This is a genomic window from Streptomyces sp. TSRI0107 (assembly GCF_001905845.1).
In the GTDB taxonomy this organism is placed as follows: domain Bacteria; phylum Actinomycetota; class Actinomycetes; order Streptomycetales; family Streptomycetaceae; genus Streptomyces.
Window position 1 is genome coordinate 365,426 of the sequence record NZ_LIVZ01000002.1, and the last position, 21,840, is coordinate 387,265.

Annotated in this window: 20 protein-coding genes; 9 read left to right on the forward strand and 11 right to left on the reverse strand. The window is 72.3% G+C overall.

Translation table 11 applies throughout. From position 1 onward, the window contains the following. Nucleotides 1–38 precede the first annotated feature (38 nt). Nucleotides 39–962, reverse strand: coding sequence for an LLM class F420-dependent oxidoreductase (locus AMK31_RS05775; protein WP_073939279.1), 924 nt, complete (start codon nt 960–962; stop codon nt 39–41). Nucleotides 963–1,343: 381 nt separating this feature from the next. Between AMK31_RS05775 and AMK31_RS05780 the strand changes: the two genes are divergently transcribed. Further along, entirely contained in the window at nt 1,344–1,550 is a 207-nt protein-coding gene (locus AMK31_RS05780; RefSeq protein WP_073939280.1) for a hypothetical protein, read from the forward strand. Nucleotides 1,551–1,568: 18 nt separating this feature from the next. On the opposite strand, the gene AMK31_RS05785 is transcribed toward AMK31_RS05780, so the two are convergent. The 6 genes from AMK31_RS05785 to AMK31_RS05815 all read right to left on the reverse strand — a co-directional run bounded on the left by AMK31_RS05785 (nt 1,569) and on the right by AMK31_RS05815 (nt 5,963). After that, the gene (locus tag AMK31_RS05785) at nt 1,569–2,039 is read right to left on the reverse strand and encodes a DUF6099 family protein (RefSeq protein ID WP_073939281.1); all 471 of its coding nucleotides are present in this window, start codon (nt 2,037–2,039) and stop codon (nt 1,569–1,571) included. 170 nt (nt 2,040–2,209) lie between these two features. Next, nucleotides 2,210–2,569, reverse strand: a complete 360-nt coding sequence (locus tag AMK31_RS05790; protein WP_073939282.1) for a nucleotide pyrophosphohydrolase — start codon at nt 2,567–2,569, stop codon at nt 2,210–2,212. Next, nucleotides 2,566–3,762, reverse strand: coding sequence for an AAA family ATPase (locus tag AMK31_RS05795; protein ID WP_073939283.1), 1,197 nt, complete (start codon nt 3,760–3,762; stop codon nt 2,566–2,568). The genes AMK31_RS05790 and AMK31_RS05795 overlap by 4 nt, the downstream gene beginning before the upstream one ends. 87 nt (nt 3,763–3,849) lie before the next feature. Next, nucleotides 3,850–4,245 carry a cell division protein SepF gene (locus tag AMK31_RS05800; RefSeq protein WP_073939284.1) on the reverse strand — a complete coding sequence of 132 codons (396 nt, stop codon included), beginning with the start codon at nt 4,243–4,245 and terminating at the stop codon, nt 3,850–3,852. A gap of 477 nt (nt 4,246–4,722) precedes the next feature. Beyond that, nucleotides 4,723–5,523: a thioesterase II family protein gene (locus tag AMK31_RS05810; RefSeq protein ID WP_073939286.1), complete on the reverse strand. Its 801-nt coding sequence runs from the start codon at nt 5,521–5,523 to the stop codon at nt 4,723–4,725. Then, nucleotides 5,520–5,963: a type II 3-dehydroquinate dehydratase gene (locus AMK31_RS05815; RefSeq protein WP_073939287.1), complete on the reverse strand. Its 444-nt coding sequence runs from the start codon at nt 5,961–5,963 to the stop codon at nt 5,520–5,522. Before AMK31_RS05815 ends, AMK31_RS05810 begins: the two co-directional genes overlap by 4 nt. A 198-nt stretch (nt 5,964–6,161) precedes the next feature. On the opposite strand from AMK31_RS05815, the gene AMK31_RS05820 reads away from it, so the two are divergent. From AMK31_RS05820 to AMK31_RS05840, 5 genes are all read left to right on the forward strand, one after another. Beyond that, nucleotides 6,162–7,328, forward strand: a complete 1,167-nt coding sequence (locus AMK31_RS05820) for a DegT/DnrJ/EryC1/StrS family aminotransferase (RefSeq protein WP_073939288.1) — start codon at nt 6,162–6,164, stop codon at nt 7,326–7,328. Continuing rightward, the gene (locus AMK31_RS05825) at nt 7,325–8,425 is read left to right on the forward strand and encodes a Gfo/Idh/MocA family protein (RefSeq protein ID WP_241842540.1); all 1,101 of its coding nucleotides are present in this window, start codon (nt 7,325–7,327) and stop codon (nt 8,423–8,425) included. Before AMK31_RS05820 ends, AMK31_RS05825 begins: the two co-directional genes overlap by 4 nt. Nucleotides 8,426–8,472: 47 nt before the next feature. After that, nucleotides 8,473–9,186, forward strand: coding sequence for an HAD-IA family hydrolase (locus AMK31_RS05830; RefSeq protein WP_338013025.1), 714 nt, complete (start codon nt 8,473–8,475; stop codon nt 9,184–9,186). 224 nt (nt 9,187–9,410) lie between these two features. Further along, nucleotides 9,411–12,155, forward strand: a complete 2,745-nt coding sequence (locus AMK31_RS05835; protein ID WP_073939290.1) for a helix-turn-helix transcriptional regulator — start codon at nt 9,411–9,413, stop codon at nt 12,153–12,155. Between the two features lie 66 nt (nt 12,156–12,221). Then, complete coding sequence (locus AMK31_RS05840) at nt 12,222–12,992, forward strand: arylamine N-acetyltransferase family protein (RefSeq protein WP_073939291.1); 771 nt, start codon at nt 12,222–12,224, stop codon at nt 12,990–12,992. A gap of 117 nt (nt 12,993–13,109) precedes the next feature. On the opposite strand, the gene AMK31_RS05845 is transcribed toward AMK31_RS05840, so the two are convergent. After that, complete coding sequence (locus AMK31_RS05845) at nt 13,110–15,476, reverse strand: GDSL-type esterase/lipase family protein (protein WP_143204208.1); 2,367 nt, start codon at nt 15,474–15,476, stop codon at nt 13,110–13,112. Nucleotides 15,477–15,666: 190 nt separating this feature from the next. Next, a complete protein-coding gene (locus AMK31_RS05850; protein WP_073939293.1) occupies nt 15,667–15,954 on the reverse strand; it encodes a DUF1330 domain-containing protein in 288 nt (95 codons plus the stop codon). Between the two features lie 136 nt (nt 15,955–16,090). Here AMK31_RS05850 and AMK31_RS05855 point away from each other — a divergent pair, with 136 nt between their 5' ends. Next, nucleotides 16,091–17,038 (forward strand): AraC family transcriptional regulator, encoded by a 948-nt coding sequence (locus AMK31_RS05855; protein WP_073939294.1) that lies wholly within the window; start codon nt 16,091–16,093, stop codon nt 17,036–17,038. Between the two features lie 442 nt (nt 17,039–17,480). Here the strand turns inward: AMK31_RS05855 and AMK31_RS05860 are convergent, their stop codons facing one another. Further along, entirely contained in the window at nt 17,481–18,452 is a 972-nt protein-coding gene (locus AMK31_RS05860; RefSeq protein WP_073939295.1) for an AraC family transcriptional regulator, read from the reverse strand. Between the two features lie 160 nt (nt 18,453–18,612). Between AMK31_RS05860 and AMK31_RS05865 the strand changes: the two genes are divergently transcribed. Continuing rightward, complete coding sequence (locus AMK31_RS05865; RefSeq protein WP_073939296.1) at nt 18,613–19,677, forward strand: saccharopine dehydrogenase family protein; 1,065 nt, start codon at nt 18,613–18,615, stop codon at nt 19,675–19,677. Between the two features lie 119 nt (nt 19,678–19,796). Here the strand turns inward: AMK31_RS05865 and AMK31_RS05870 are convergent, their stop codons facing one another. Next, nucleotides 19,797–21,278, reverse strand: coding sequence for an MFS transporter (locus AMK31_RS05870; protein WP_079186707.1), 1,482 nt, complete (start codon nt 21,276–21,278; stop codon nt 19,797–19,799). Nucleotides 21,279–21,395: 117 nt separating this feature from the next. On the opposite strand from AMK31_RS05870, the gene AMK31_RS05875 reads away from it, so the two are divergent. Further along, nucleotides 21,396–21,839, forward strand: a complete 444-nt coding sequence (locus AMK31_RS05875) for a winged helix-turn-helix transcriptional regulator (RefSeq protein WP_073939298.1) — start codon at nt 21,396–21,398, stop codon at nt 21,837–21,839. The last annotated feature ends 1 nt before the right edge of the window (nt 21,840 follow it).

A 21,840-nucleotide genomic window follows, 5' to 3' on the forward strand; every position in this document is an offset into this window, starting at 1 on the left:
GGACCTGCGCCTTCGGTTATTCCCGTCCCGCGAGCGGGTCAGGACAGCTGCGACTGGACCTTGGCGGAGATCAGCTCCAGGTGGTCCAGGTCGTCCAGGTCGAGGATCTGGAGGTAGACGCGCTCGGAGCCGATCGCCGCGTAGCGGCCGATCTTGTCGACCACCTCGGCCGGGGAGCCGGCCAGGCCGTTCAGCTTCAGCTCGTCGACCTCGCGGCCGATCGCGGCGGCACGGCGGGCGACCTCCTGGTCGTCCCGGCCGACGCAGACGACGAGGGCGTTGGAGTAGGTGAGGTCGCCGGGGGCGCGGCCGGCCTCCTCGGCGGCGGCGCGCACCCGGCCGAACTGGCGCTCGCTGTCCTCGATCGAGGCGAACGGGATGTTGAACTCGTCGGCGTAGCGGGCGGCCAGCCGCGGGGTGCGGGTGGCGCCGTGGCCGCCGATGAGGACGGGGATCTTGGACTGGGCCGGCTTGGGCAGGGCGGGCGAGTTGGTGAGGTCGTAGTAGGTGCCGTGGAAGTCGAAGGTCTTGCCGACCTCCGTGGCCCACAGCCCGGTGACGATCGCCAGCTGCTCCTCGAGGCGGGCGAACTTCTCCTTCGGGAAGGGGATGCCGTACGCCGCGTGCTCCTCCTCGAACCAGCCCGCGCCGAGGCCCAGCTCGACCCGGCCGCCGGACATCTGGTCGACCTGCGCGACCTGGATGGCGAGCACGCCGGGGAGGCGGAAGGTGCCGGCGGTCATCAGGGTGCCGAGGCGGATCCGCTTGGTCTCACGGGCGAGACCGGCGAGGGTGACCCAGGCGTCGGTGGGGCCGGGGAGTCCGTCGACGGCCCCCATCTTCAGGTAGTGGTCGGAACGGAAGAACGCGTCGAACCCCAGATCCTCGGTGGCCTTCGCCACGGTGAGCAGGGTGTCGTAGGTGGCGCCCTGCTGGGGTTCGGTGAAGATTCGAAGATCCATGCGTCCATCCTGCCTCGCACGGGTCGGGGCGGGGTGGTCCGGGGGCCCGGCGAGGCGCCGTGGGCCGTGCGTGCCGCGGGCCGTGCGTGCTGCGGGCCCTGCGTGCCGTGGGCCGCGCGCGCTGCGGGCCCTGCGCGCTGCGGGCCGTGCGCGCCCCGGTGGGCGCCCGTACGCGGGTGTGCGGCCGTGCGCGCCCCGCCGGGTCGTCCCCCAGGGGTGAAAAACGTCAACCCCGGGGCGGGGGCGCGCCCGGCCAGTTACCTGGTCAGATGATGATCGTTGGCTCGGGCGGAGCCGGACCGCCCGGCGCCCGCACCGGCCGGTCGACGCCGGGGCGCCCCCCGTACCGGCCCCTCGGGGCCACGGGCCGAGGAGGCCGTCATGTCCGAAGAAACCGTGCCGCAGCAGGGCGGGCCCGCCCGGCCGAAGGGGCTGCTGCAGCAGATGGAGGAGCTGATGGCGGCCTTGAACGCGGACCTGTCCGCCCTGGACGCGGACCTCCAGGCGGCGGGACGGGACGGCGCGGGGTGCGAGGAGCGGGGTCCGCGGGGCGTCGAGCCGCCCGTGGCGAGACCTTCCGATGTGTGACTCGGCGGGAGGCGGGCGTCAGCCCGCCTCCCGCTGGGGTATCGCCTTCTCCCGGTCCGCCAGTCTGCGCAGCAGTTCCCGCACGCGGTCCCGTGACTCGTCCGCCGCGTCGATGGCCTCCATGCACTGCCAGTACGTCGCCTCGTCGGGCGCGGCGCAGGCGATGCCGACCAGGGCAATGCCGACCTCGCCGAGCAGCCCGCCGAGGGACGTCAGCGCCTGGCGGGCGTCGCCCAGTTCGGTGAGCTGGGCCGCGCGCAGTTCGTCCAGGCCGAGTTCCGGCGGGTCCAGCACTCCGCAGCCGCGACCCGCCAGTTCCGTCAACCCCAGTGCCTCGCCGCGCAGTTCGGGCGGGCCGAAGACGGCGAGCCGGCTGCCGATCGCCTGAGCCAGCGCCTGGGCCTGCCACACCTCCGCCATGATCTGCGGCACTTCGCCGCTCGCCGCAAGGGCACGCCTGCTCGTCAGGATGAGCCGCACCGCGTCCATGGGCTGCCCCCGTCCGTCCCGACGCGCCCTCGGCGCGCCGCCCGACCTCCACTGGTTCACTACCCAGAGTGAAGGCCCTTGAGACGAAAGGCCAGAGGAAGACCGAAATCTGTGGACAACGATTCGGATTCGACGGCGATTTCGACTCCGGAGAGTGATAACGGACGGTGTCACTCCGGCGCTGGGAAGCGCCGCTCGTTGCGGTCGATCTTCGCGTCCAGCGCGGCCAGCGGATCGATGCCGAGCACCTCGCACAGCTGGAGCAGATAGGCGAGGACGTCGGCGACCTCGTCGCGGACCCGGTGCGCGGTGTCCGGGTCGGCCATCACCCGCGCCGACTCCTCCGGCGTCAACCACTGGAAGATCTCGACGAGTTCCGAGGCCTCGACGCTCAGCGCGGCCACCAGGTTCTTGGGGGTGTGGTACGGCTGCCAGTGGCGGGCCGCGGCGAACTCGGCCAGCCTGCGCTGGAGCCGCGCCACATCCAGCGGCTCACGGGAATCCCGGGGCTCTTGATGCTCTCCTGTCACGGCCTCAGGTGTACCACCGTCACTCCCTCCGCCCCGTCCGCCCCCGCCGCCCACGACGCGTCGCTCACCGCGCCCAGGCAGCGGATGTGCCCGACCCGCGCCGAGCGCGCCGCGAGCCGCAGCAGCGCCAGCCGCTGGGGCACGTCCACCTGCCGGTCGAAGCCGTCGGTGAGCACGGTCAGCGCCCGCAGCGCGGCGGGCACCTCGCGGGGCGGGTCGACCGCCAGGACGCCGGGGCCGGTGAGCAGCACCAGCGCCAGCGCGATGTAGCGCAGTTCGCCGTCGCCGAGCCGGGCGAAGTCGGTGCGGACGCCGTCGCCCCGGTCGAGCAGGGCGCGCACGGTGCCGTGGCCGGTGGGCTCGGCCAGTACGTCCACGACCGGTCCGGCGCAGCCGGCGGCCACCGCCTCCACGAACTGCGCGTGCCGCCGCCCGCACTCCGCGCGGGTGCGCCACAGCACGTCCGCGAGGTTGCCGCAGCTTTCGTGCAGCCGCCCCGGGCCGCTCGGCACGGGGGCGCGCATCCGCTCGGGCAGCGGGTCGCAGGCGAACACGGACCGCAGGGCGACCACCATCTGCTCGGCCGCCGCGAGCACACGGCGCTGCCCGTCGGTCTTGCCGGCCACCCGCAGCGGCAGCAGCGCGGTGCCGAGCCGGTCGTCGGGCAGGGGCGCTCGGGTGACGGGCGCGGCGCCGGCCGTGTGCCAGGCGGCCTGGACCGCGCGGCGGGACGGGTCGCGCAGGGCGGTCTCCAGGAGCACCACCCCGCGCGCGGTGAGCCGCTCCCCCACGACGCGCAGTTCCGGCTCGGCCTGGACGGCGACGTCGAGCCGGACCGGCCCCTCGGGCCCGTCGGCCGTGCACCCGATGCGGAAGCCGCGGCGCTGCTGGGCGTCCGGCCGGGCCCGCTCCGGGACACAGGCCCGCGGATCCCGGAAGGCCTCCCCGAGCCGCGCGCCCCCGCCGAGCCGCGCCAGCGCCTCGTACGCCCGCAGCGCACTGCTCTTCCCCGACCCGCTGGGCCCGGCGAACAGTGTCACGGGACCCAGCGGGAAGCCCGCCCGCCGATGCCCGGCGAAGGCCGACAGCCGCAGCTCGGTGAGGTGGGGGCGGGGCGGGTGGGAGTCCTGGTCCCCGGCGGGCGCGGCCGGGGCCGGGGCTGCTGCTGCGGTTGATGCGGACGGCGCGGTCATACCGGGACCGTAGGACCTTGGCCGTCCGGCGAACCGTTCCGCTTGTGGGCCCTTCCTACGATCGGGCGACCGGGCGCGGGCTCCGGCTCAGACTCCGGGCAGGCCGGCGCCCGCCATCAGCCCCTGGACCTCGGTACCGGGCGGGGTCAGCAGGAAGACGTTGCGGTCGACGCGGTGCATACCGCTGTTGAGCCCGAAGACGACGCCGGTGCTGAAGTCGAGGACGCGCTTGGCGACCTCGGTCTCCGCGCTGGTGAGGTCGAGCAGCACGGGGATGCCCGACATCAGGGTCTCGGCGACCTCGCGGGCGTCCGCGAAGACGTTGACCCGCAGCACCACGAAGCGCCTGCGGGCCTCCGTCTCCGCCTCGGGAAGGCTGCGGTGGTTCACCGCGGACGGCCACGCGTCGCGGCCCCGGAGCGGCACGACCTGGGCGAGCCCTTCCCACTGTTCATCGGTGACGTCGTGACTGTGACGGTTCACCGGCTCCCCCCGATCTGACTCGCACTGAACGCCTGCACCAGCCAATTCTTACGCCAAGTCACCCGTTCGGCCCAACAGCGACACGGTGCGCGACAGCGCGGGCGAGGGCTGAGGTCAGCCGGTCGCGCGGGTGAGACGGAGGGCCGCGGCGACGGTGGCCGCGCCGCGCGTCACGCGGAGCCGGTTCCGGGTGATCCCGAACTCCTCGCGGCCGACGGCCGGTTCGGTCGCCCGCCGAGGGCGGCACCCCCCGTTGTCAGTGGTCCTTCGCATGATGGGATGCGCAAGGCGGGCGTTCGCGGAGGGGGAAACGCCGGACAGCATGACGTCGGCCTAGCTCCTGACGTTGGACGCCGGGTCGGTCCGTCGTGGTCGTGCGCACACGTGCGGGGCGGGCTCGGCGTTGTCGCCGGGGCCGCCCCGTTCGGTGCCCGCGGGTGTGGTCCGCCCCTCATCCGCGGCCCGCGGGACCGGGTCTCACCCCCGTCCGTCCGGGCCGCCGGCGACCGAGCGGATGAGGGCCAGGACCTCGGGGATGTGCTCGGTGAGGTAGAAGTGGCCGCCCGTGAAGGTGTGCAGGGCGAAGTCGGTGGTGTGCCGGGCCCAGGCGGTGGCCTCCTCCGGGGTGACCTGGGGGTCGGCGTCACCGGTGAGGACGGTGACGGGGGTGCGCAGCGGCGGGCGGGGCGGGTGGCGGTAGGTCTCGATCGCCTCGTAGTCGCTGCGGATCGACGGCAGGATCATCGCGCGCAGCTCGGGGTCCTCGAGGAACGCCCGTTCCACGCCGCCCAGCAGCCGGAGTTCGTCCACCACGCCCTCGTCGGGGCGGAGATGGACGGACTCGTCGCGGTACCGGGAGGGGGCGCGCCGCGCGGAGGCGATCAGCGCCCGGGGGGCGGTGCCCGCCGCTTCCAGGCGGGCGGTGACCTCGTAGCCGAGCAGGGCGCCCATGCTGTGCCCGAACAGGACGAGCGGGCGGTCGGTCCAGGGTGCCAGGGCCTCGGTGACGAGGTCGGCCAGCCGGTCGAGCCGGGTGACGCCGGGTTCGTGCCGGCGGTCCTGGCGGCCGGGGTACTGGACGGCCAGGACGTCGATCTCGGGGGCCAGTGCCCGGGCGACCGGGTGGTAGAACGCGGCCGAGCCGCCCGCGTGCGGCAGGCAGACCAGCCGTACCGGCGCCTCGGGGGCCGGCTGGAACCGGCGGATCCAGTCCTCGGGGTCCACCGACGGGGGGCCGCCCGCGGACGGGCGGCCCTGCGTCTGGACGGTGCCGGTCATCGGACCTCGACCGGCGTCTTCGCCATCAGCGCACGGGCCGCCAGCCGGTAGCCGTCGGCGCCCAGTCCGGCGATGAATCCCGACGCGATCGGAGCGATCACGGATTCATGCCGGAAGGATTCCCGTGCCCAGATATTGGAAATGTGCACCTCGATCCACGGGCGCGGGTAATTCGCCAGCGCGTCGCGCAGACTCCAGCCCGCGATCATCAGGGCCCCGGGATTCACAATGGCCCCTACCGTGTCATAGCTTTCCTGAATGGCTCGTACCAGCTCTCCTTCCACGTCGTGCTGTACCTGCTTGACTTTCCAGCCCCGCTCCGCGATCTCTTCCGAGATCGAATCGGCGATGTCGGCCAGGGTCTCGGTGCCGTAGATCTCGGGCTCCCGGTGTCCGAGTATGCCCAGGTTCGGCCCGTTCAGCAGTAGCAGTTCGCTCATCTCGCCTCCAAGGTGACTCCACCAACGAAAAGGCTATTGCACGCTTGTGGAGCCTTTAATTGAGGCGGCTGCAACGACCGCATTCCCAGGGTGGGTTAGGGGTCCCAGTAGGGGGATGACCGAGCCTGCATTCAGGCCTTACATTCGCTTTCGACAGCGGGTACGGACCCAGCAGGACCACAAGGAGCGGAAAAGAAAATGACCCAGGATTCCCGGCCCAAGCCGAACTTTCCCGTGTGGCCCCAGTACGGGGACGAGGAACGCGTCGGCCTGATACGTGCCCTGGAGCAGGGCCAGTGGTGGCGCATGGGCGGCAGCGAGGTCGACACCTTCGAGGAGGAGTTCGGCGCCTACCACGGCACCCCGCACGCCCTGGCCGTCACCAACGGCACGCACGCCCTGGAGCTGGCCCTCCAGGTGCTCGGCGTGGGCCCGGGCACCGAGGTCATCGTGCCCGCGTTCACCTTCATCTCCTCGTCCCAGGCGGCCCAGCGGCTCGGTGCCGTGGCCGTGCCGGTGGACATCGACCCGGGCACCTTCAACATCGACCCGACCGCCGCCGCCAACGCCATCACCCCGCGCACCGCCGCGATCATGCCGGTCCACATGGCCGGCCAGATCTGCGACATGGACGCGCTGGGCAAGATCTCCGCGGACAGCGGTGTGCCGCTGATCCAGGACGCCGCGCACGGGCACGGCGCCGAGTGGGACGGCAAGAAGGTCGGCGAGCTGGGCGCGGTCGCCGCGTTCAGCTTCCAGAACGGCAAGCTGATGACGGCCGGCGAGGGCGGCCTGGTCACGTTCGAGGACGCCGAGCAGCGCGAGACCGCGTTCCTGCGGCACAGCTGTGGCCGCCCCAGCACGGACCGGCTGTACTACCACAAGACCTCCGGCTCCAACTTCCGGATGAACGAGTTCTCGGCGAGCGTGCTGCGCGCCCAGCTGGGCCGGCTCGCCGGGCAGATCGACACCCGTGAGCGCAACTGGCCGGTGCTGTCGCGCTTGCTGAGCGAGATCGACGGTGTCCAGCCGCAGGTCATCGACGAGCGCGTCACCCGCAACCCGCACTACATGGCGATGTTCCGGATGCCCGGGATGAGCGCCGAGCGCCGCAACCAGCTGGTCGACGCCCTGATCGCGCGCGGCCTGCCGGCCTTCGCCGCCTTCCGCGCGATCTACCGCTCCGACGGCTTCTGGGAGTACGCCGCCCCGGAGGAGTCGGTGGAGTCGATCGCCGCGCGCTGCCCCAACACCGAGGCGGTGTACGCGGACGCGATCTGGCTGCACCACCGCACCCTGCTCGCCGAGGAGGAGCAGATGCACGTGATCGCGGACATCGTCGCCGAGACCCTGGCCACGCTGTGACGCCCCCCGTCCGAGTGGCCGTGGTGGGGCTCGGCTGGGCGGGCCGGGAGATCTGGCTCTCCCGGCTGGCCCGTCACCCCCGGTACCGGGTGACCGCCGTCGTGGACCCCTCCCCCGCGGCCCAGGAGGCCGCGGCGGCGGCCGGGCCCGACGTGCGGGTGCTCACCGACGTCGAGGAGCTGACCGCGCGGATCGCGGACCTCGCCGTGGTGGCCGTGCCGAACCATCTGCACACGCCCGTCGCGGCCGGGCTGCTGCGCCGGGGCGTCCCGGTCTTCCTGGAGAAGCCGGTCTGCCTCAGCTCGGCCGAGGCCGAGGAACTGGTCGAGGCCGAGCGGCAGGGCGGGGCGGTGCTGCTGGCGGGCAGCGCGGCCCGGCACCGCGCGGACGTGGCGGCGCTGGCCGCCGCGGTGGACCGCGAGGTGGGCGAGGTACGGCACATCGAGGTCGCCTGGGTCCGGGCCAAGGGCGTCCCGGACACCGGCGGCTGGTTCACCCGCAGCAGCCTGGCCGGCGGCGGGGCGCTGGTCGACCTGGGCTGGCACCTGCTGGACACGGTCGGCTCGCTGCTCGGGCCGGTCGGCTACGAGCAGGCTCTCGGCACCGTCTCCGGCGACTTCATCAACGCCGCCTCGCACGGCACCGCCTGGCGGCGGCAGCAGGAGCCGGTCGCGGCGGGCGGCGGGGACGTCGAGGACACCGCGCGCGGTTTCCTCGTCACGTCCGACGGCGTCTCGGTGGCGCTGCGCGCCAGCTGGGCCTCGCACGAGGCGCTGGACACCACCACGATCCGGGTGGAGGGCAGCGCGGGCACGGTGTCGCTGCGCTGCACCTTCGGGTTCAGCCCCAACCGGGCGGGCGGCTCCGAGCTGCTGCTGACCCGGGCGGGCACGACCGAGCCGGTGCCGTTCCCCGAGGAGCCCATCGGCGCGGAGTACGACCGTCAGCTCGACGGCCTGCCGGACCTGCTCGCCGATCCCGCGCAGCGGGGACGGGCCGTCGCCGACGCGGCGCGGACCATCGCCGTCATCGAACGCCTCTACGGCACCGCCCGCCGGGCCCGGTCCGCGGCGCGGCCGGTCGCCGCGGCGGTCTGACCCCGCATCACGAGCAGCATGCGTCCACATTCATCAGGGAGATCCCCGTGAACACTGGTACCGCCTTGTCCTCCGGAACCGTCACCGGCACACCCACCGGCCCGTTCCAGCAGCCCAAGAGCGTCGTCGTCTTCGATCTCGACGGTGTGATCGTGGACAGCTTCCCCGTGATGCGGGAGGCGTTCACGATCGCCTACGCGGAAGTCGTCGGGGACGGACAGGCACCGTTCGACGAGTACGAGCGCCACCTGGGCCGATATTTTCCGGACATCATGAAGATCATGGGGCTGCCGCTGGAGATGGAGCAGCCGTTCGTGAGGGAGAGCTACCGGCTCGCCGACCGGGTGCCGATGTTCGACGGCGTCCCCGGGACGCTCGCGGAACTCCGCCGGCGCGGCTTCCGTACCGCGATCGCCACCGGCAAGGCCGGCGACCGGGCCCGGCACCTGCTGGACAAGCTCGGCGTCATCCACTTCTTCGACCATGTCATCGGCTCCGACGAGGTGGCCCGTGCCAAGCCGGCGCCCGACATCGTGCGGCACGCGCTGGACCTGCTCGGCGCCCGCCCCGAGGACGCGCTGATGGTCGGCGACGCGGTCACCGACATCCAGGCGGCGCGCGGCGCGGGGGTCGACGCGGTGGCGGCTCTGTGGGGCGAGTGCGACGCGGTGGAACTGCTGGGCGCGGCCCCCGACGCGACCCTGTTCCGCCCGTCCGACCTGCTGGCGCTGTGCCCGGCGGTGGCGGAGGTGGTCGGCTGAACGATCGACGGACGTACGAGGTCCACGGCGGTCCCCGCCGACCACCCGCGCCCGGCCGGTGCTTCCCCCACACCGGCCGGGCGCCTTCATGCGTCCACTCGTTCGCACGCCCTCGTGTTCGTACGCTCTCGCGTTCGAGTGGATAGGCGATTCCCGGCCGATGGCGCACTTCCGCGGATAGTGGAACGCGCCGCGAAGCGGCAACCATCAATGGGGGATCAGCCATGCTTGTCGAACGTGAGGAACATCTGGAACGGCTGCTCCGCGTCCAGGAAGCCGCGCTCGCCGGAAGAGGGCGGATGGTCCTGGTCGACGGCCCGTCCGCCACCGGGAAGACCGAACTGCTGCACGCCGTCGCGGACCGCGCGGAAGCCGCCGGATTCCGGCTGCTGCACGCCATCTGCGCACGGCCCGAACGCACCCACGCCCTCGGCGTGATGCACCAGCTGTGCCGCTACGCCGGCATCCCCGGCTACGGCACTCCCGGCGGCCCCGGCACCGACGCGCAGTCCGCCGACGATCTGTGCGCCGCCCTGCTGGAACGTTCCGCCGAGGTACCTCTCCTCATCGCCGTGGACGACGTCCAGCACGCCGACGAACCGTCCCTGCGCCTTCTTCTCCACCTCTCCCGCCGACTGCGCTCCGCCCGGATCGTCGTCCTGCTCACCGACAACACCGACGTGCCGTCGGTCAACCTCCAGCTGCGCGCCGAGCTGCTGCGCGAGACCGGACTCACCCGGCTGCGCGTCGGACCGCTCGGCGAAGCCGGGATCACCGCCTTCCTCACCCCGCGCCTCGGCCCCGAGACCGCGCGGCGCCTCACCCCGTACTTCACCGCCGCCACCGGCGGGAACCCGCTGCTGCTCGGCGCCCTCGCCGACGACTGGGAGGGCTCCGACGGCGACGAGGGCGCCGGCCACTCCTACAGCCTGGCGCTGCTCAGCTGCCTGCACCGCGGCGACGAGGCCGCGCTCGCGCTGGCCCGCGCCCGGGCCGTACTGGACACCGAGGCGGACGACGACACCCTCGCCGCCCTGGCGGGAGCCCCCGTCGAGACGACCGCGCGGGCGATGGCCGCGTGCGGACTGCTCTGCGAGGACGGCCGGTTCCGCCACCCGGCGGTGCGGCAGGCCGTCCTCGACGACCTCTCGCCGCGCGAACTGTCCGCCCTGCACCGGCGGGCCGCCCGGCTGCTCTACGACTCCGGCGCGCAGCCCGGCCGGGTGGCCCGGCATCTGCTGGAGTCGGGCCGCGCCGACGAACCCTGGGCGGTCCGGGTCCTCGTCGAGGCCGCCGACCACCATCTGCTCGCCGACCGGCCCGGTCCGGCCGCCGCCTGCCTGGACCTCGCCCAGCGCTCCAGCGGGGACCTGGCCGAACGGGCCGAGATCCTCGCCCGGCTCGCCCACACCGAGTTCCAGGCCGACCCGGCCGCCGCCGCCCGGCATCTGCCGCAGCTCATCACGGCCGACCGGGCCGGACGTCTGCGCTTCCCCGAATCCGCCCTGCTGGTACGGCAGTTGCTGTGGCACGGGCGCACGGAGGAGGCCGTGGACGCGCTGGAACGCATCCGCAGCGGCCCCGCCGGGCGCGCCGACGCCTCCGGCGAGGTCGCCGACCTGGAGCAGTGGCTGTCCTGGGCGCACCCGCCGCTGGCCCGCCCGGCCCGCCCCACCGTCCCCGGACCGCGCCGCGCCGGCACCGGCCGCGCGGGCGAGGGCGCGGTGGTGGCGATGCTGCGCAGCGAACCGTGGCTGGGCCGGACCGCCGCACTCGCCGGCCAGCTGGTCCGCGATCACCCGGAGGCGGTGGAACGGGCCGAACAGGGCCTGTGGGACCTGCGGCTGAGCCGGTCCGCGTACTGGTCCGAGGAGGCCGCCGTCCTCGCGCTGCTCACCCTGCTGCACGGCGACCGCTCCGACAGCGCCGCCGAGTGGTGCGAGCGGCTGGCCGTGGACGCCGCCGAGCGGGCCACCCCGACCTGGCAGGCGGTGTTCCTCGCCGTCCGCGCCGAGGTCGCGGTCCGCCAGGGCGACCACGCCACGGCCGTCGAACGGGCGCAGAGCGCGCTGCGGTCGCTGCCGGCGAAGGCGTGGGGCGTGGCCATCGGACTGCCCCTGTCCAGCCTGATCGTGGCGACGACCCGGATGGGGCGGTACGACGAGGCGCTGCGCCACCTCTCGCAGGCGGTGCCGGCGACGATGTACGAGAGCTGGTACGGCCTGCCCTTCCTCCAGGCGCGCGGCGTCCACCACCTGGCCACCAACCACCACCGTGCCGCCCTCGGCGACTTCCTGTCCTGCGGGGAGCTCCAGCGCACCTGGGGCATCCAGGCGCTCGGCCCGGTGCCGTGGCGGGCCGGGGCGGCCGAGGCGTGCATCCGGCTCGGCAACACCGACCGGGCCAAGCAGCTCATCCACGAGCAGCTGACCCGGCCCGGCGCGAGCGGCGGCCGCACCCGGGGCATCGCGCTGCGCCTGTATGCCGCTACCTGCGCGCCCGGTCGCGGGCTCCAGCTGCTCACCGAGGCGCTGGAACTGCTGGAGTCGGCCGGGGACCGGTTCGAACAGGCCCGGGTCCTCGCGGACATGAGCCGGCTGTACAACGCGCTGGGCGAGCAGCGCCGGGCCCGCATGCTGTTCCGGCAGAGCCTGCACGTCGCGAAGGCCTGCGAGGCGCGGCCGCTCACCCAGGAACTGCTGGCCGGTTCGCAGGGCACCGCGTCGGCGGCGGTCGCGGAACCGGCCCCCGAACACCACCGGACCCGGATCGACGAGCTGACCGGCTCCGAGATGCGGGTCGCGTCCCTCGCGGTGATGGGTTACACCAACCGGGAGATCGCGGCGAAGCTCTTCGTCACGCCGAGCACGGTGGAGCAGCACCTGACGCGGGTGTACCGGAAGCTGAAGATCCAGCGCCGCCAGGACCTGCCGTCGGACCTGTGGCCGAACGCGTCCAAGGCCGGCTGACCCCTCTGCACTCCCTCTCCCCCCTCTCTCCCCCTCTCAACCGATACCGAAATCCAAGGAGGCACCGTGTTCGACGCAGACGCCTATCTCAAGAAACTGGGCTACTCCGGTCCCCTCGAACCCACCCCGGAACTGCTGCGCACCCTGCACAAGCTGCACCTGATGCGGGTGCCGTTCGACAACGCGCTGAACGCCGGGCGCGGCCTGGACATCTGGGAGTACGTCGACATCGACGTCGACGAGACGTTCGACGCGATCGTCACCGGGGGCCGCGGCGGGGTCTGCCACGAGATCAGCGGCCTGTTCCGCAACCTGCTGGGCAGGCTGGGCTTCGACGTGGCCATCATGTCGGCCGGGGTGCGGATGGCGAACGGCGAGTTCGGCCCCGAGCTGGAGCACATGTTCCACGCCGTGCGGTTCGGCGAGGAGCGGTGGCTGGTGGACGTCGGCTTCGCCGGCCCGTCGTTCATCGAGCCGCTGCGGCTGGCGGAGGGCGTGCAGGAGCAGTACGGCTGCGCGTACCGCCTCGACCGGGACGGCGACTGGTGGGTCCTCAACCGCCGCGCCGCCGAGGGCGCTTGGGAGGTCATCTACCGCTTCCACGACGTCGTCCGGGACCTGTCCGAGTGGCGCGGCGAGCCGAGCCTGCGGGAGTACGCGCGCGAGCTGAACTCCGCGGTGACCCTCATCAAGGGCCGCGCCCTGGAGAACGGCCAGCTGACCCTGATCGGCAAGCGCATGATCAAGGTCGTGGACGGCAAGCAGGAGATCCGCGTCCTGGTGAGGCCGGCGGACTACGAGAACGCCGTCCAGACCATCCTCGTCCCGGAGTCCTGAGCCCCGCCCCGCTCCGGCCGCTCCCATCTCCTCCGATCGACTCCGATCGACTCCATCGCCTCCACCATGACGGTGCCCCACCCGGTTCCAGCGGGTGGGGCACCGCCCTGTTCACCATCAGTCGAGGTTGCCTCCCCTGTTGAGCCAGGCGCGGATGGAACCGCCGTCGTAGACGAGGAGGTAGTCGGCTTTGCCGTCGCCGCTGATGTCGCGGAAGACGGACTTCTGGCCCGGGTAGCCGGTGGCGTAGACGAAGTAGAGGTGCTCGGTGAAGCCGCCTCCGCCTCCGCCGCCGTCGTTGAGGTAGGCGTGGACGGTGCCGTCCGATCCGACCATGAGGTAGTCGGCCCGGCGGTCGCCGTTGACGTCGGCGAGGCGGAGTTTGTCCCGGGAGCCGTACCGGACGCCGGGAGCCCAGTCGAGCCGCTCCTCCCAGTGGATCAGCCCGGAGTCGTCGGGGGTGTTGATGTAGGCGTGGACGGCTCCGCTGTCACCGACCCGCAGGTAGTCGTCACGGCCGTCGCCGTCGACGTCGGCGAAACGGATCGCCTCACGGGTGGCACCGGAGACGCCGGGGGCGATGAGCCGGCCCAGTCCCCACTCGATCCGGCCGCCCTCGACGCCCTGGTTCTCGAAGGCGAGCACGGAGGAATCGGAGCGGAGTTCCAGCAGGTCGTCCCGGCCGTCGCCGTTGACGTCGGCGAAGCGCACGGCCGCGCCGGATCCCGGCCCCGCGGCCGGGACGCCGGAGTCGATGTCGGCCCAGTCGGGCCGGCCAGGCTCCGCGGGAGTGTTCAGAGCGGCTCGCACGGCGCCGTCGTCGGTGATCCGGACGTAGTCACCGCGGTCGTCGCCGTTGAGTTCGACGATGTCGGTGCGGCCCTCGGGGCTGGTCATGCCGGGGGCGATCACACCCAGCGCGCGCCAGCCGGGACCGGCCTTGCTGGTCTCGCCGTCGCCGCAGGGCTGACCACTGCCGGGGACGGGGTCGGTGATCCAGCCGTTCTGCTCCGCCCTGACGATGCCGCCGTGGAACGCCTGGGCCATCTTGCGGTAACCGGTGTCGTCGGGGTGGGATCCGTCGACGTCGGCGGTGGTCACCGCGCTCATGTCCACCAGCAGCACGTGCTTGCCCTGCGCCTGCCGGGCCCTGACGACCTCGGGGATGCGGGCGTTGTATGCGTCGATCCTGGGCTGCATGCCGGCCTTGCTGGAGGGGATGAGGGTGGCGACCAGGACGACGGCCTCGGGGGCGTCGGCCAGGATCTGGTCGATGAGCCGGCCGAGGCGGTCGGGCGCGGTGGCGAGCTGGTACTGCTGGTTCATGTCGTTGGTCCCGGCGTGGAGCGTGACCACGTTGGGCCGGTGGGCCGGCACCGAGCAGCGGGCCTCGCCCATGATCTCGTCGATGCGCGCCCCGGGATGGCCCTCGTGGTCGGGATCGCGCATGTTCCCCGAGCGCTGGGATCCGACGAAGTCCCGCGCCCACAGCGTTTCGGAGGACATGGCGAGGTAGTCCCACAGGGGGTCGCGGTAGCCGTTGAGGGTGGTGCTGTTCTCGCCGTAGGTGATCGAGTCGCCCACAGGGAGCAGGCGCAGGTCCGCCGGGTCGGCCGCCGCGCGCAGGGTGCCGACGGACACCGCGTCGTGGTCCGAGACGTGCCGTGGAACCTCGATCCGGTTCACCGGGTGCTGCTGGTAGTCGTGCGAGGAGACGGCGTAGTCGAGTTCGCGGTTGCCGTCGGCGCCGTGCTGGGTCGGCTCGCCGGAGGCGTACTGGTGGACGCCGGGCCGAAACCACTGGATGGGCTCGAGGTTGAAGTCGCCCAGGATGGTCCAGTTTCGTCCAGGGATGTTGTTCGCCGCCACGCTGTTGGCGACCGCCACGGCCATGGGCCCGGAGTCGTTGATGCGTCCGCCCTCGGACTGGCCGTGGAAGGTGAAGTACCAGTCGTCGCCGAAGCGTACGCCGAGCGCGGCGCGCCCCCCGGGGTTGGCGACGACGCGGACCTCGTCGGCTTGCCGGTGCGTGACGATCGCGATGTTGACCCGGCCGCCGTCGTAGGTGGGATTTCCCGTCACGGGGTCGGCGTTGCGGTCGGTCTGGAGGAAGTACACCTCGTAGTCGGCGTACCCGTATCGCCAGCGGTTGTGCTGGACGAACCCGGCCGGACTGCCGGCGGGGGCGCCGGCGGGGGCGGCGTTGTGCGGGATCTGTCGCACGGGGTCGCCCGGCGGGCGGGCACCGGCCTCCTGGAGGGCGACTACCTCGGCGACCTCGATGAAGGGGCCGACGACCTCGGTCCACTTGCTGTGCGCGTCCCAGGTCGCGCCCCTCATGTTCCAGGTGATCAGTGGGGTGCTTCTCAGTGGGGCGGCGTGCGCTGTGGACGCGTCCAGGCCCACGGCCACGACCGTGGCCGCCGTGGTCAATAACGCCATCAGGGCCGCCAGAAGGCGGCGCGGGACATCCTTGGATATCACACGGTCCCTTTCTCGATCACTGCATAGCGGAAAGCGGGGGCGCGCACGTCTGCGTGGTGCCGCACCGCGGGTCGCCGAACGGCCGTGGGACTCGGCCGCGGGCTGCTCGCCGAGCACGCGGACGCCGAGGGTGCCGTCACGACCGCCGCATCAGGGCGTCACCGCCGTGACGACGGCCGGGAGCGAGGTGTCAGGCGCTCTCGCCGACGACCACCTTGACCGTCGAGTACCTGCGGCGCAGCTCCTTCAGCGGCTGGTACTCCGGAGAGTCCCAGAACTCCTGGAGTGCGGCCTTGGACGCGAACTGGTGGATGACCAGGGTCGCTGGGCGCCAGTCCCCTTCGAGCACCAGGGCGTCGTCATCGATCAGGACGTTGTGCCCGCCGGCCCTTTCGATGAGGGGTGTGACGCCATCGATGTACTGCTGGAAGCCGTCCGGATCGGCGATGTCAAGGTCGATGACGGCGTAGGCGGTCATGTCTGTTTCCCTCCGCGGTGTTGACCGGTGTGTCGTCACCGACCGTACGGGGGTCGTTCGGGGCCTTCCCATGCGCGCAAGGGTCCAGAACATACGCCATCGTCCTCACGCACGGCCTCGCGGTAGATTCCGGTCCATGGACGTGTTCAGCGACGTCATCGCCTCCATGCGGGTCGGCCGGGCGAAGTTCACCCGCTCGCGGCGCAGCGGGGCGTGGGGCAGCCGATTCGGTCCATACCCTGGTGCGGGGTTCCACGTCGTCCTCCGGGGCAGTTGCTGGCTGCTCCCCCTGGATGGCCCCGCGAGACCGCTCGGCGCCGGTGACGTGGTGTTCCTACCGCACGGAACGATGCACGGCATGAGCGACAGCCCGGACCGGGTGGCGCGGGCCCTGCCGCCCGAGCCGCAACCGGAGCGGGCGGACGACTTCCCCGGCGGCATGGACGACGAGCCGGCTCCCGGTGACACGCTCCTGCTGTGCGGCGCATACCGCCTCGACCGGGGACAGGCACATCCGTTCCTGCGTGCGCTCCCCAAGGTCGTCCACTTTCCCGCCCGGCCCGGCCGCCACCCTGTCCTGCGCACCGCGGTCGACCTGCTGACCACCGAACTGACGGCCCCGCGGCAGGGAGCGGAGGTCACCCTGCCCGCCTTGCTGGACCTGCTCCTGGTCTACCTCCTGCGCGCATGGCTGGATGAGGAATCCCCTCGCGAGCCCGGCTCCGGCTGGCCGGCCGCGTTGGCCGATCCGGCGGTCGCGACGGCGCTCAACCACCTCCACCGGGAACCCGCGCGGCCGTGGACCGTCCAGGAACTGAGCAACGCGGCCGGGATGTCCCGAACGGCGTTCGCCAAACGCTTCGCCTCGTTCGTGGGGCAGTCACCGATGGCCTATCTGACCTGGTGGCGGCTGAGCACCGCCGCACGGATCCTGCGCACCAGCGACTCTCCCCTCGCCGCCGTGGCGCAACAGGTCGGCTACACCTCGGAGTTCGCCTTCTCGAACGCTTTCAAACGCACCTTCGGGATCGCTCCCGGCCGCTACAGACGAGAGCACCGCGCGACTGCCACACCCCTGCCGTGATCCAGCCGAAGGCTGCTTCTCGGACCCTGTGGTCGGTTCGCCGCCGGGACCGGAGCACGGGGCCCGCCCGTGCGGGCGAAGCGCCTGTCCGGGCAGGTGTCCGCCCGGGCCGGCGTCGACGCCGGCCACCGGCTGCCGGCGGAGTTCGTGCCGGAGACCGTGTACTGGGACGCGGGCACCGCCCGGCTGCTGCCCCGGCTGGTCGAGGGCCGCGCACGCGGGCCGGTGTTCGTCACCCACCGCAAGCCGGGCACGGGCTGGGACCTGCACGAGTACCGGCACCCCTGCCTCACTGTACTTCCACCCGGCGGAGGCGATCGCGGAGGTCACCAGCCTGCTCGCCCCCGGCGACCACCGCTGCTGACCACCCACCGCTCAGACCTGGCGGGGCCAGGGCGCCCGGCCGGTGATCGTGCGTGCGGAGCCGGCGCCTGCCGGCGGCTCAGATTCGTTCGCCGGGGGTGGACCGGCGGAATACCCCGGGGGCTGAACCGTATTCCCGTTTGAACGCGTGGGCGAAGGCGAACTCTGAGGTGTAGCCCACCTTTCGGGCCACTGTGGCCAGTGGCGCGTCGCTGTCTCGCAGCAGCCGGGCTGCGAGCGTCATCCGCCACCAGGTCAGGTACGTCTGCGGTGGTTGGCCGACCAGCGCGGCGAATCGTCGGGCGAAGGCCGCGCGGGACAGCCCGGCCTGGGAAGCCAGTTCCGCGACGGTCCACGGCCTGGCAGGGTCGCCGTGGATGACGCGCAGCCCGGCGGCGACGGCCGGGTCGCGCAGCGCTGCCGCCCAGCCGGTGGCGGCGCCGCGGGCGGATTGTTCGTCGAACCAGGCGCGCAGAATGTGCAGCAGCAGCACGTCCAGCAGGGCGGGCAGCATGGCGTCGCCGCCCGGCCGTGGCTGCTCCAGTTCACCGCCGAGCAGGTCGACGGCGGCGCGTAGCCCCGGGTGGTGTCCGAGCCGGGCCGGAAGGTGGATGACCTCCGGCAGGTCTTCGAGCAGCGGATGTGCCCGGGACCGGTCCAGCAGGTACGCACCGCAGAGCATGACCGTCGCAGCGGCCGACCCGTCTGCCAGGTGCCGGCCGGCCGGCACCCCGGCCCCGTCGCCGTTCTGGCTGTCGCCTTGGCGGGCCCGGATCTCGGCAAGTGACGTGGACGCGTCCACCAGCGGGGTCGACAGGCTGTCGGCGAGGCCATGGGCGGTTCCGTGGGGCAGGAATGCCACATCCCCTCCTCCGAGAGCGATCGGTGCGCCGGCCGGCGGGAACAGCCAGCACGATCCCTGCAGGACGATGTGGAACCCGGCCGCCGCGACGGATGGATGCCGCGTTCCGAACGGCGCCGTCCGGTGGACCCGGCCGGAGTGCGGTTGCCCGGTGCGCATGGCCGTGACTGCATCCGAGAGCACATCCACACTGTCAGCCTATCGCCACGGTCCCTGCGAAGACGATCGCGTATGAGCTGGCGACGCTCACGCATAGGGCGTCTCGCAACGTCGCCATACGGTGAGATCGTCGGCGAGTTGGTCAGCCATCTTGCACGGCAGTACTCATCGCTCGAACCAGGAGACCCACGTGCAGATCGCCATCTACGGCGCAAGCGGCTACCAGGGAAGACTCGTTCTCGCGGAACTGGCTCACCGCACCATCGGCATGCGGCTCGTCGGCCGCGACGCCACGCGCCTGCGTGAGGCCGCGACGACCGTGGGAGTGGTCGACGCCGAGCAGCGGGTGGCCGACAGCGACGACCACCACGCCCTCGTGGCAGCCTTCCGCGAATGCGACGCGGTCATCAACTGTGCCGGACCGTTCACGAGCTCCGGCCCCGCCGTGGTCCGAGCGGCCATCGCCGCCGGCTGCCACTACATCGACACCGCCGGTGAGCAGCTTTACACCAAGACGGTCTTCGACACCTTCGCCGGCGAGGCGGAGCGTGCCGGGATCACCGTCGTTCCGGCCACGAACGACGGGTGCGTCCCCGGGGACCTGATCGCCCACCTGCTCGCCGAGCGCGTCCAGCCGGTCGAGGAGATCACCGTCAGCCACTTCATCGTCGGCAGTGCTGGATTCTCCCGCGGCTCGCTGCGCTCGGCCCTCGAAACGATCGACGCGCTCAAGGCCGGCGGCCTCGGTTACGAGGACGGTGACTGGCGTACCGGCATCCCTGCCCGGCACACCTCCGTCACCCTTCCCGGCGCCGAGCAACCGACCGCGGTGGTGAAATGCCCTTTGTCAGAGGTGGTCACCATCCCGCGCCACGTGCCGGTCCGGCGTGTCGAGAGCCTCGTCGACGCCGCGGTCGGTGCCCAGTTGGGCACCCCGCTCACCCCGCAGATCATCGACAGTCTTCCCGAAGGGCCGACAGAGGAGGAACGCCGCACCCAGCGGTTCACCTACCTCATCGACGCCGTCGGCCGCGATGGCCGAAGCGCTCGCGGCATCGTGCAGGGCCGCGACACCTACGGCATCACCGCCGTGATCGCTGCCGAAGCCGCGCGCCGACTGGTCGCTGACGGCGCCGGACCAGGCGTGCTCGCTCCGGCACAGGCATACGACCCGACCAGCTTCCTCAACTTCCTCGCACCACACGGAATCAGCTGGACCATCACCGTCCCCGACACCTCGACCGCCCGGCACTGACGCCAGGTGCGGGTAGGGGGTGTCTCCCTCCGGGAAGCCGCCGACACGCGAAAGGGACCCGCCGCCGACGTCGGGGGAGGCGTCGGCGGCGGGCCGGGGGGAGGGGGGATGGGTCAGGGTTACGCGGAGTGGGCCGTCTCCCGCTCGGGGGCCTCGGTGGCCGTGTCCGCGGCCGCCGGCTCCTGCTCCGCGGCCTTCTGCGACTTGATGCGGAAGGCCAGGAAGGCGCCGGCGATGGCGGCGATACCGCCGACCAGGGCGGACAGCTGGAGGCCGTCGACCACGTCGCCGATCGGGTTGGACGCGCCCTCGCTCAGGTCGAGGCCGGAGTTGGCGACGGCGATGAGGAGGGCCATGCCGACCGCGCCGCCGATCTGGGCGGAGGTCTGGGTGAGGCCGGAGGCGACACCCTGCTCGTCGGGGGCGGCGTCGGAGCCGGCCGCCATGAACATCGCCGGGTAGATCATGCCGGCGAACAGACCCCACAGCAGGACGCCGGGGAGCAGCGGCCAGAAGCTGGCGTTGGTGGACATCGTCAGCGACAGGACGATCATCGCGGCGCCGACGCCGATCAGGCCGGAGAACAGCGCCCCGCGGACGCCCCAGCGCTTGACGACGGCCGGCAGCAGCTTGCTGGAGCCGAGCATGGCGACCGCGCTCATCGGCAGGAAGGCGAGGCCGGCCTCCAGCGGGCTGTAGCCGAGGACGTCCTGGAGCTGGATGAAGAACAGGTAGTGCAGGGTGTTGATGGCACCCTGGAAGACGAAGATGATCAGGATCGCGGTGAGCAGCCCGCGGTAGCCGAACAGCCGCGGCGGGGCGAGCGGGTCGTTGGTCTTGGCCTCCAGGACGAAGAACGCGATGCCGAGGACGAGGCCGGCGGCGATCGTGGTGAGCGTCTGGGTGGAGCCCCAGCCCGCCTCCGGGCCGTCGATCAGGCCGAAGACCAGCAGGGTGGAGGCGGCGGTGGCGAGCAGCGCGCCCGGGATGTCGAACTTGCGGGAGTCACCGGCGGTGGCGTCCGTCGCGAGCCAGGCGTAGCAGCCGAAGACGGCGAGCACGCACAGCGGCACGTTGACGAAGAACACCCAGGCCCAGCCGAGGTAGTTGGTGAGCAGGCCGCCGACGAGGGAACCGATGATGGCGCCCGAGGCACCGGCCGTGCCCCACACCGCGTAGGCCTTGTTGCGGACCGGGCCCTCCTCGAAGCTGGTGTTGATCAGCGAGAGGGTGGCCGGGAAGAGCAGGGCGCCGCCGAGGCCCTGGACGACGCGCGCGGCGACGAGCAGGCCCGGGTCGGTGGCGAGACCGCCGGCGACCGAGGCGATCGCGTACAGGGCGAGGGCGAGGACCAGCATCCGGCGGGCGCCGAGCCGGTCGACCGCGCGGCCGCCGAGCAGCAGGGCGCCGCCGAGGCCGACGGAGTAGGCGCTGACGACCCACTGGAGGGACTGCGCGGAGAAGCCGACCTCACGGCCGATCTCGGGCAGCGCCACGTACACGATGTTGTAGTCGATGGAGAAGATGAGCATGCAGAACGCCAGCAGTGCCATCTTCGGCCCCGGCCGTCCTCCGGGCCGGGCAAGAGCTTCGGCAGACATGTGCCATTTTTCCTTTCTGCGGGGGGTTATCTAAGTCCCTGTTCGTGAGCCCGGGTTACGGCTTGTTACTGGACTCATCATCTGTAACGATGAGCCGACAGGGAAGGAGGCACTTTCGTGTCCCAACGGAACAGCGGTGTAACCGTCGAGGTCAGCCCGGAGACGGAGTTCGAGAACATCGGGGAACCGTGTGCCGTGCGCGAGGTGCTGGACCGCATCAGCGGCAAGTGGAGCATCCAGATCATCCTCGCGGCGGCCGAGAAGCCGGTCCGCTTCACCGAGCTCGAACGTTCCATCCCGGGTATCAGCCGCCGGATGCTCACCCTGACGCTGCGCAGCCTGGAACGCGACGGTCTGCTGGTGCGCACCGTCTACCCCACCGTCCCGGCGAAGGTCGTCTACAGCGTGACCGACAGCGCCCGCGAACTGCACGACGCCTTCCTCACGTTGATGGACTGGGCGGAGCGCAACCGCAGCGCGATCAGCGCCTCCCGTGCCGCATACGACGCGGCGCAGGTGGCGGAGCAGGATCAGGGAGAGCCGGCGGGCGGTCCGGCCTGAG

Coding starts and splice junctions, on each gene's coding strand:
- AMK31_RS05775 (WP_073939279.1), bottom strand. CDS start 962: ATGGATCTTCGAATCTTCACCGAACCCCAGCAGGGCGCCACCTACGAC.
- AMK31_RS05780 (WP_073939280.1), top strand. CDS start 1,344: ATGTCCGAAGAAACCGTGCCGCAGCAGGGCGGGCCCGCCCGGCCGAAG.
- AMK31_RS05785 (WP_073939281.1), bottom strand. CDS start 2,039: ATGGACGCGGTGCGGCTCATCCTGACGAGCAGGCGTGCCCTTGCGGCG.
- AMK31_RS05795 (WP_073939283.1), bottom strand. CDS start 3,762: ATGACCGCGCCGTCCGCATCAACCGCAGCAGCAGCCCCGGCCCCGGCC.
- AMK31_RS05810 (WP_073939286.1), bottom strand. CDS start 5,523: ATGACCGGCACCGTCCAGACGCAGGGCCGCCCGTCCGCGGGCGGCCCC.
- AMK31_RS05815 (WP_073939287.1), bottom strand. CDS start 5,963: ATGAGCGAACTGCTACTGCTGAACGGGCCGAACCTGGGCATACTCGGA.
- AMK31_RS05820 (WP_073939288.1), top strand. CDS start 6,162: ATGACCCAGGATTCCCGGCCCAAGCCGAACTTTCCCGTGTGGCCCCAG.
- AMK31_RS05835 (WP_073939290.1), top strand. CDS start 9,411: ATGCTTGTCGAACGTGAGGAACATCTGGAACGGCTGCTCCGCGTCCAG.
- AMK31_RS05850 (WP_073939293.1), bottom strand. CDS start 15,954: ATGACCGCCTACGCCGTCATCGACCTTGACATCGCCGATCCGGACGGC.
- AMK31_RS05855 (WP_073939294.1), top strand. CDS start 16,091: ATGGACGTGTTCAGCGACGTCATCGCCTCCATGCGGGTCGGCCGGGCG.
- AMK31_RS05870 (WP_079186707.1), bottom strand. CDS start 21,278: ATGTCTGCCGAAGCTCTTGCCCGGCCCGGAGGACGGCCGGGGCCGAAG.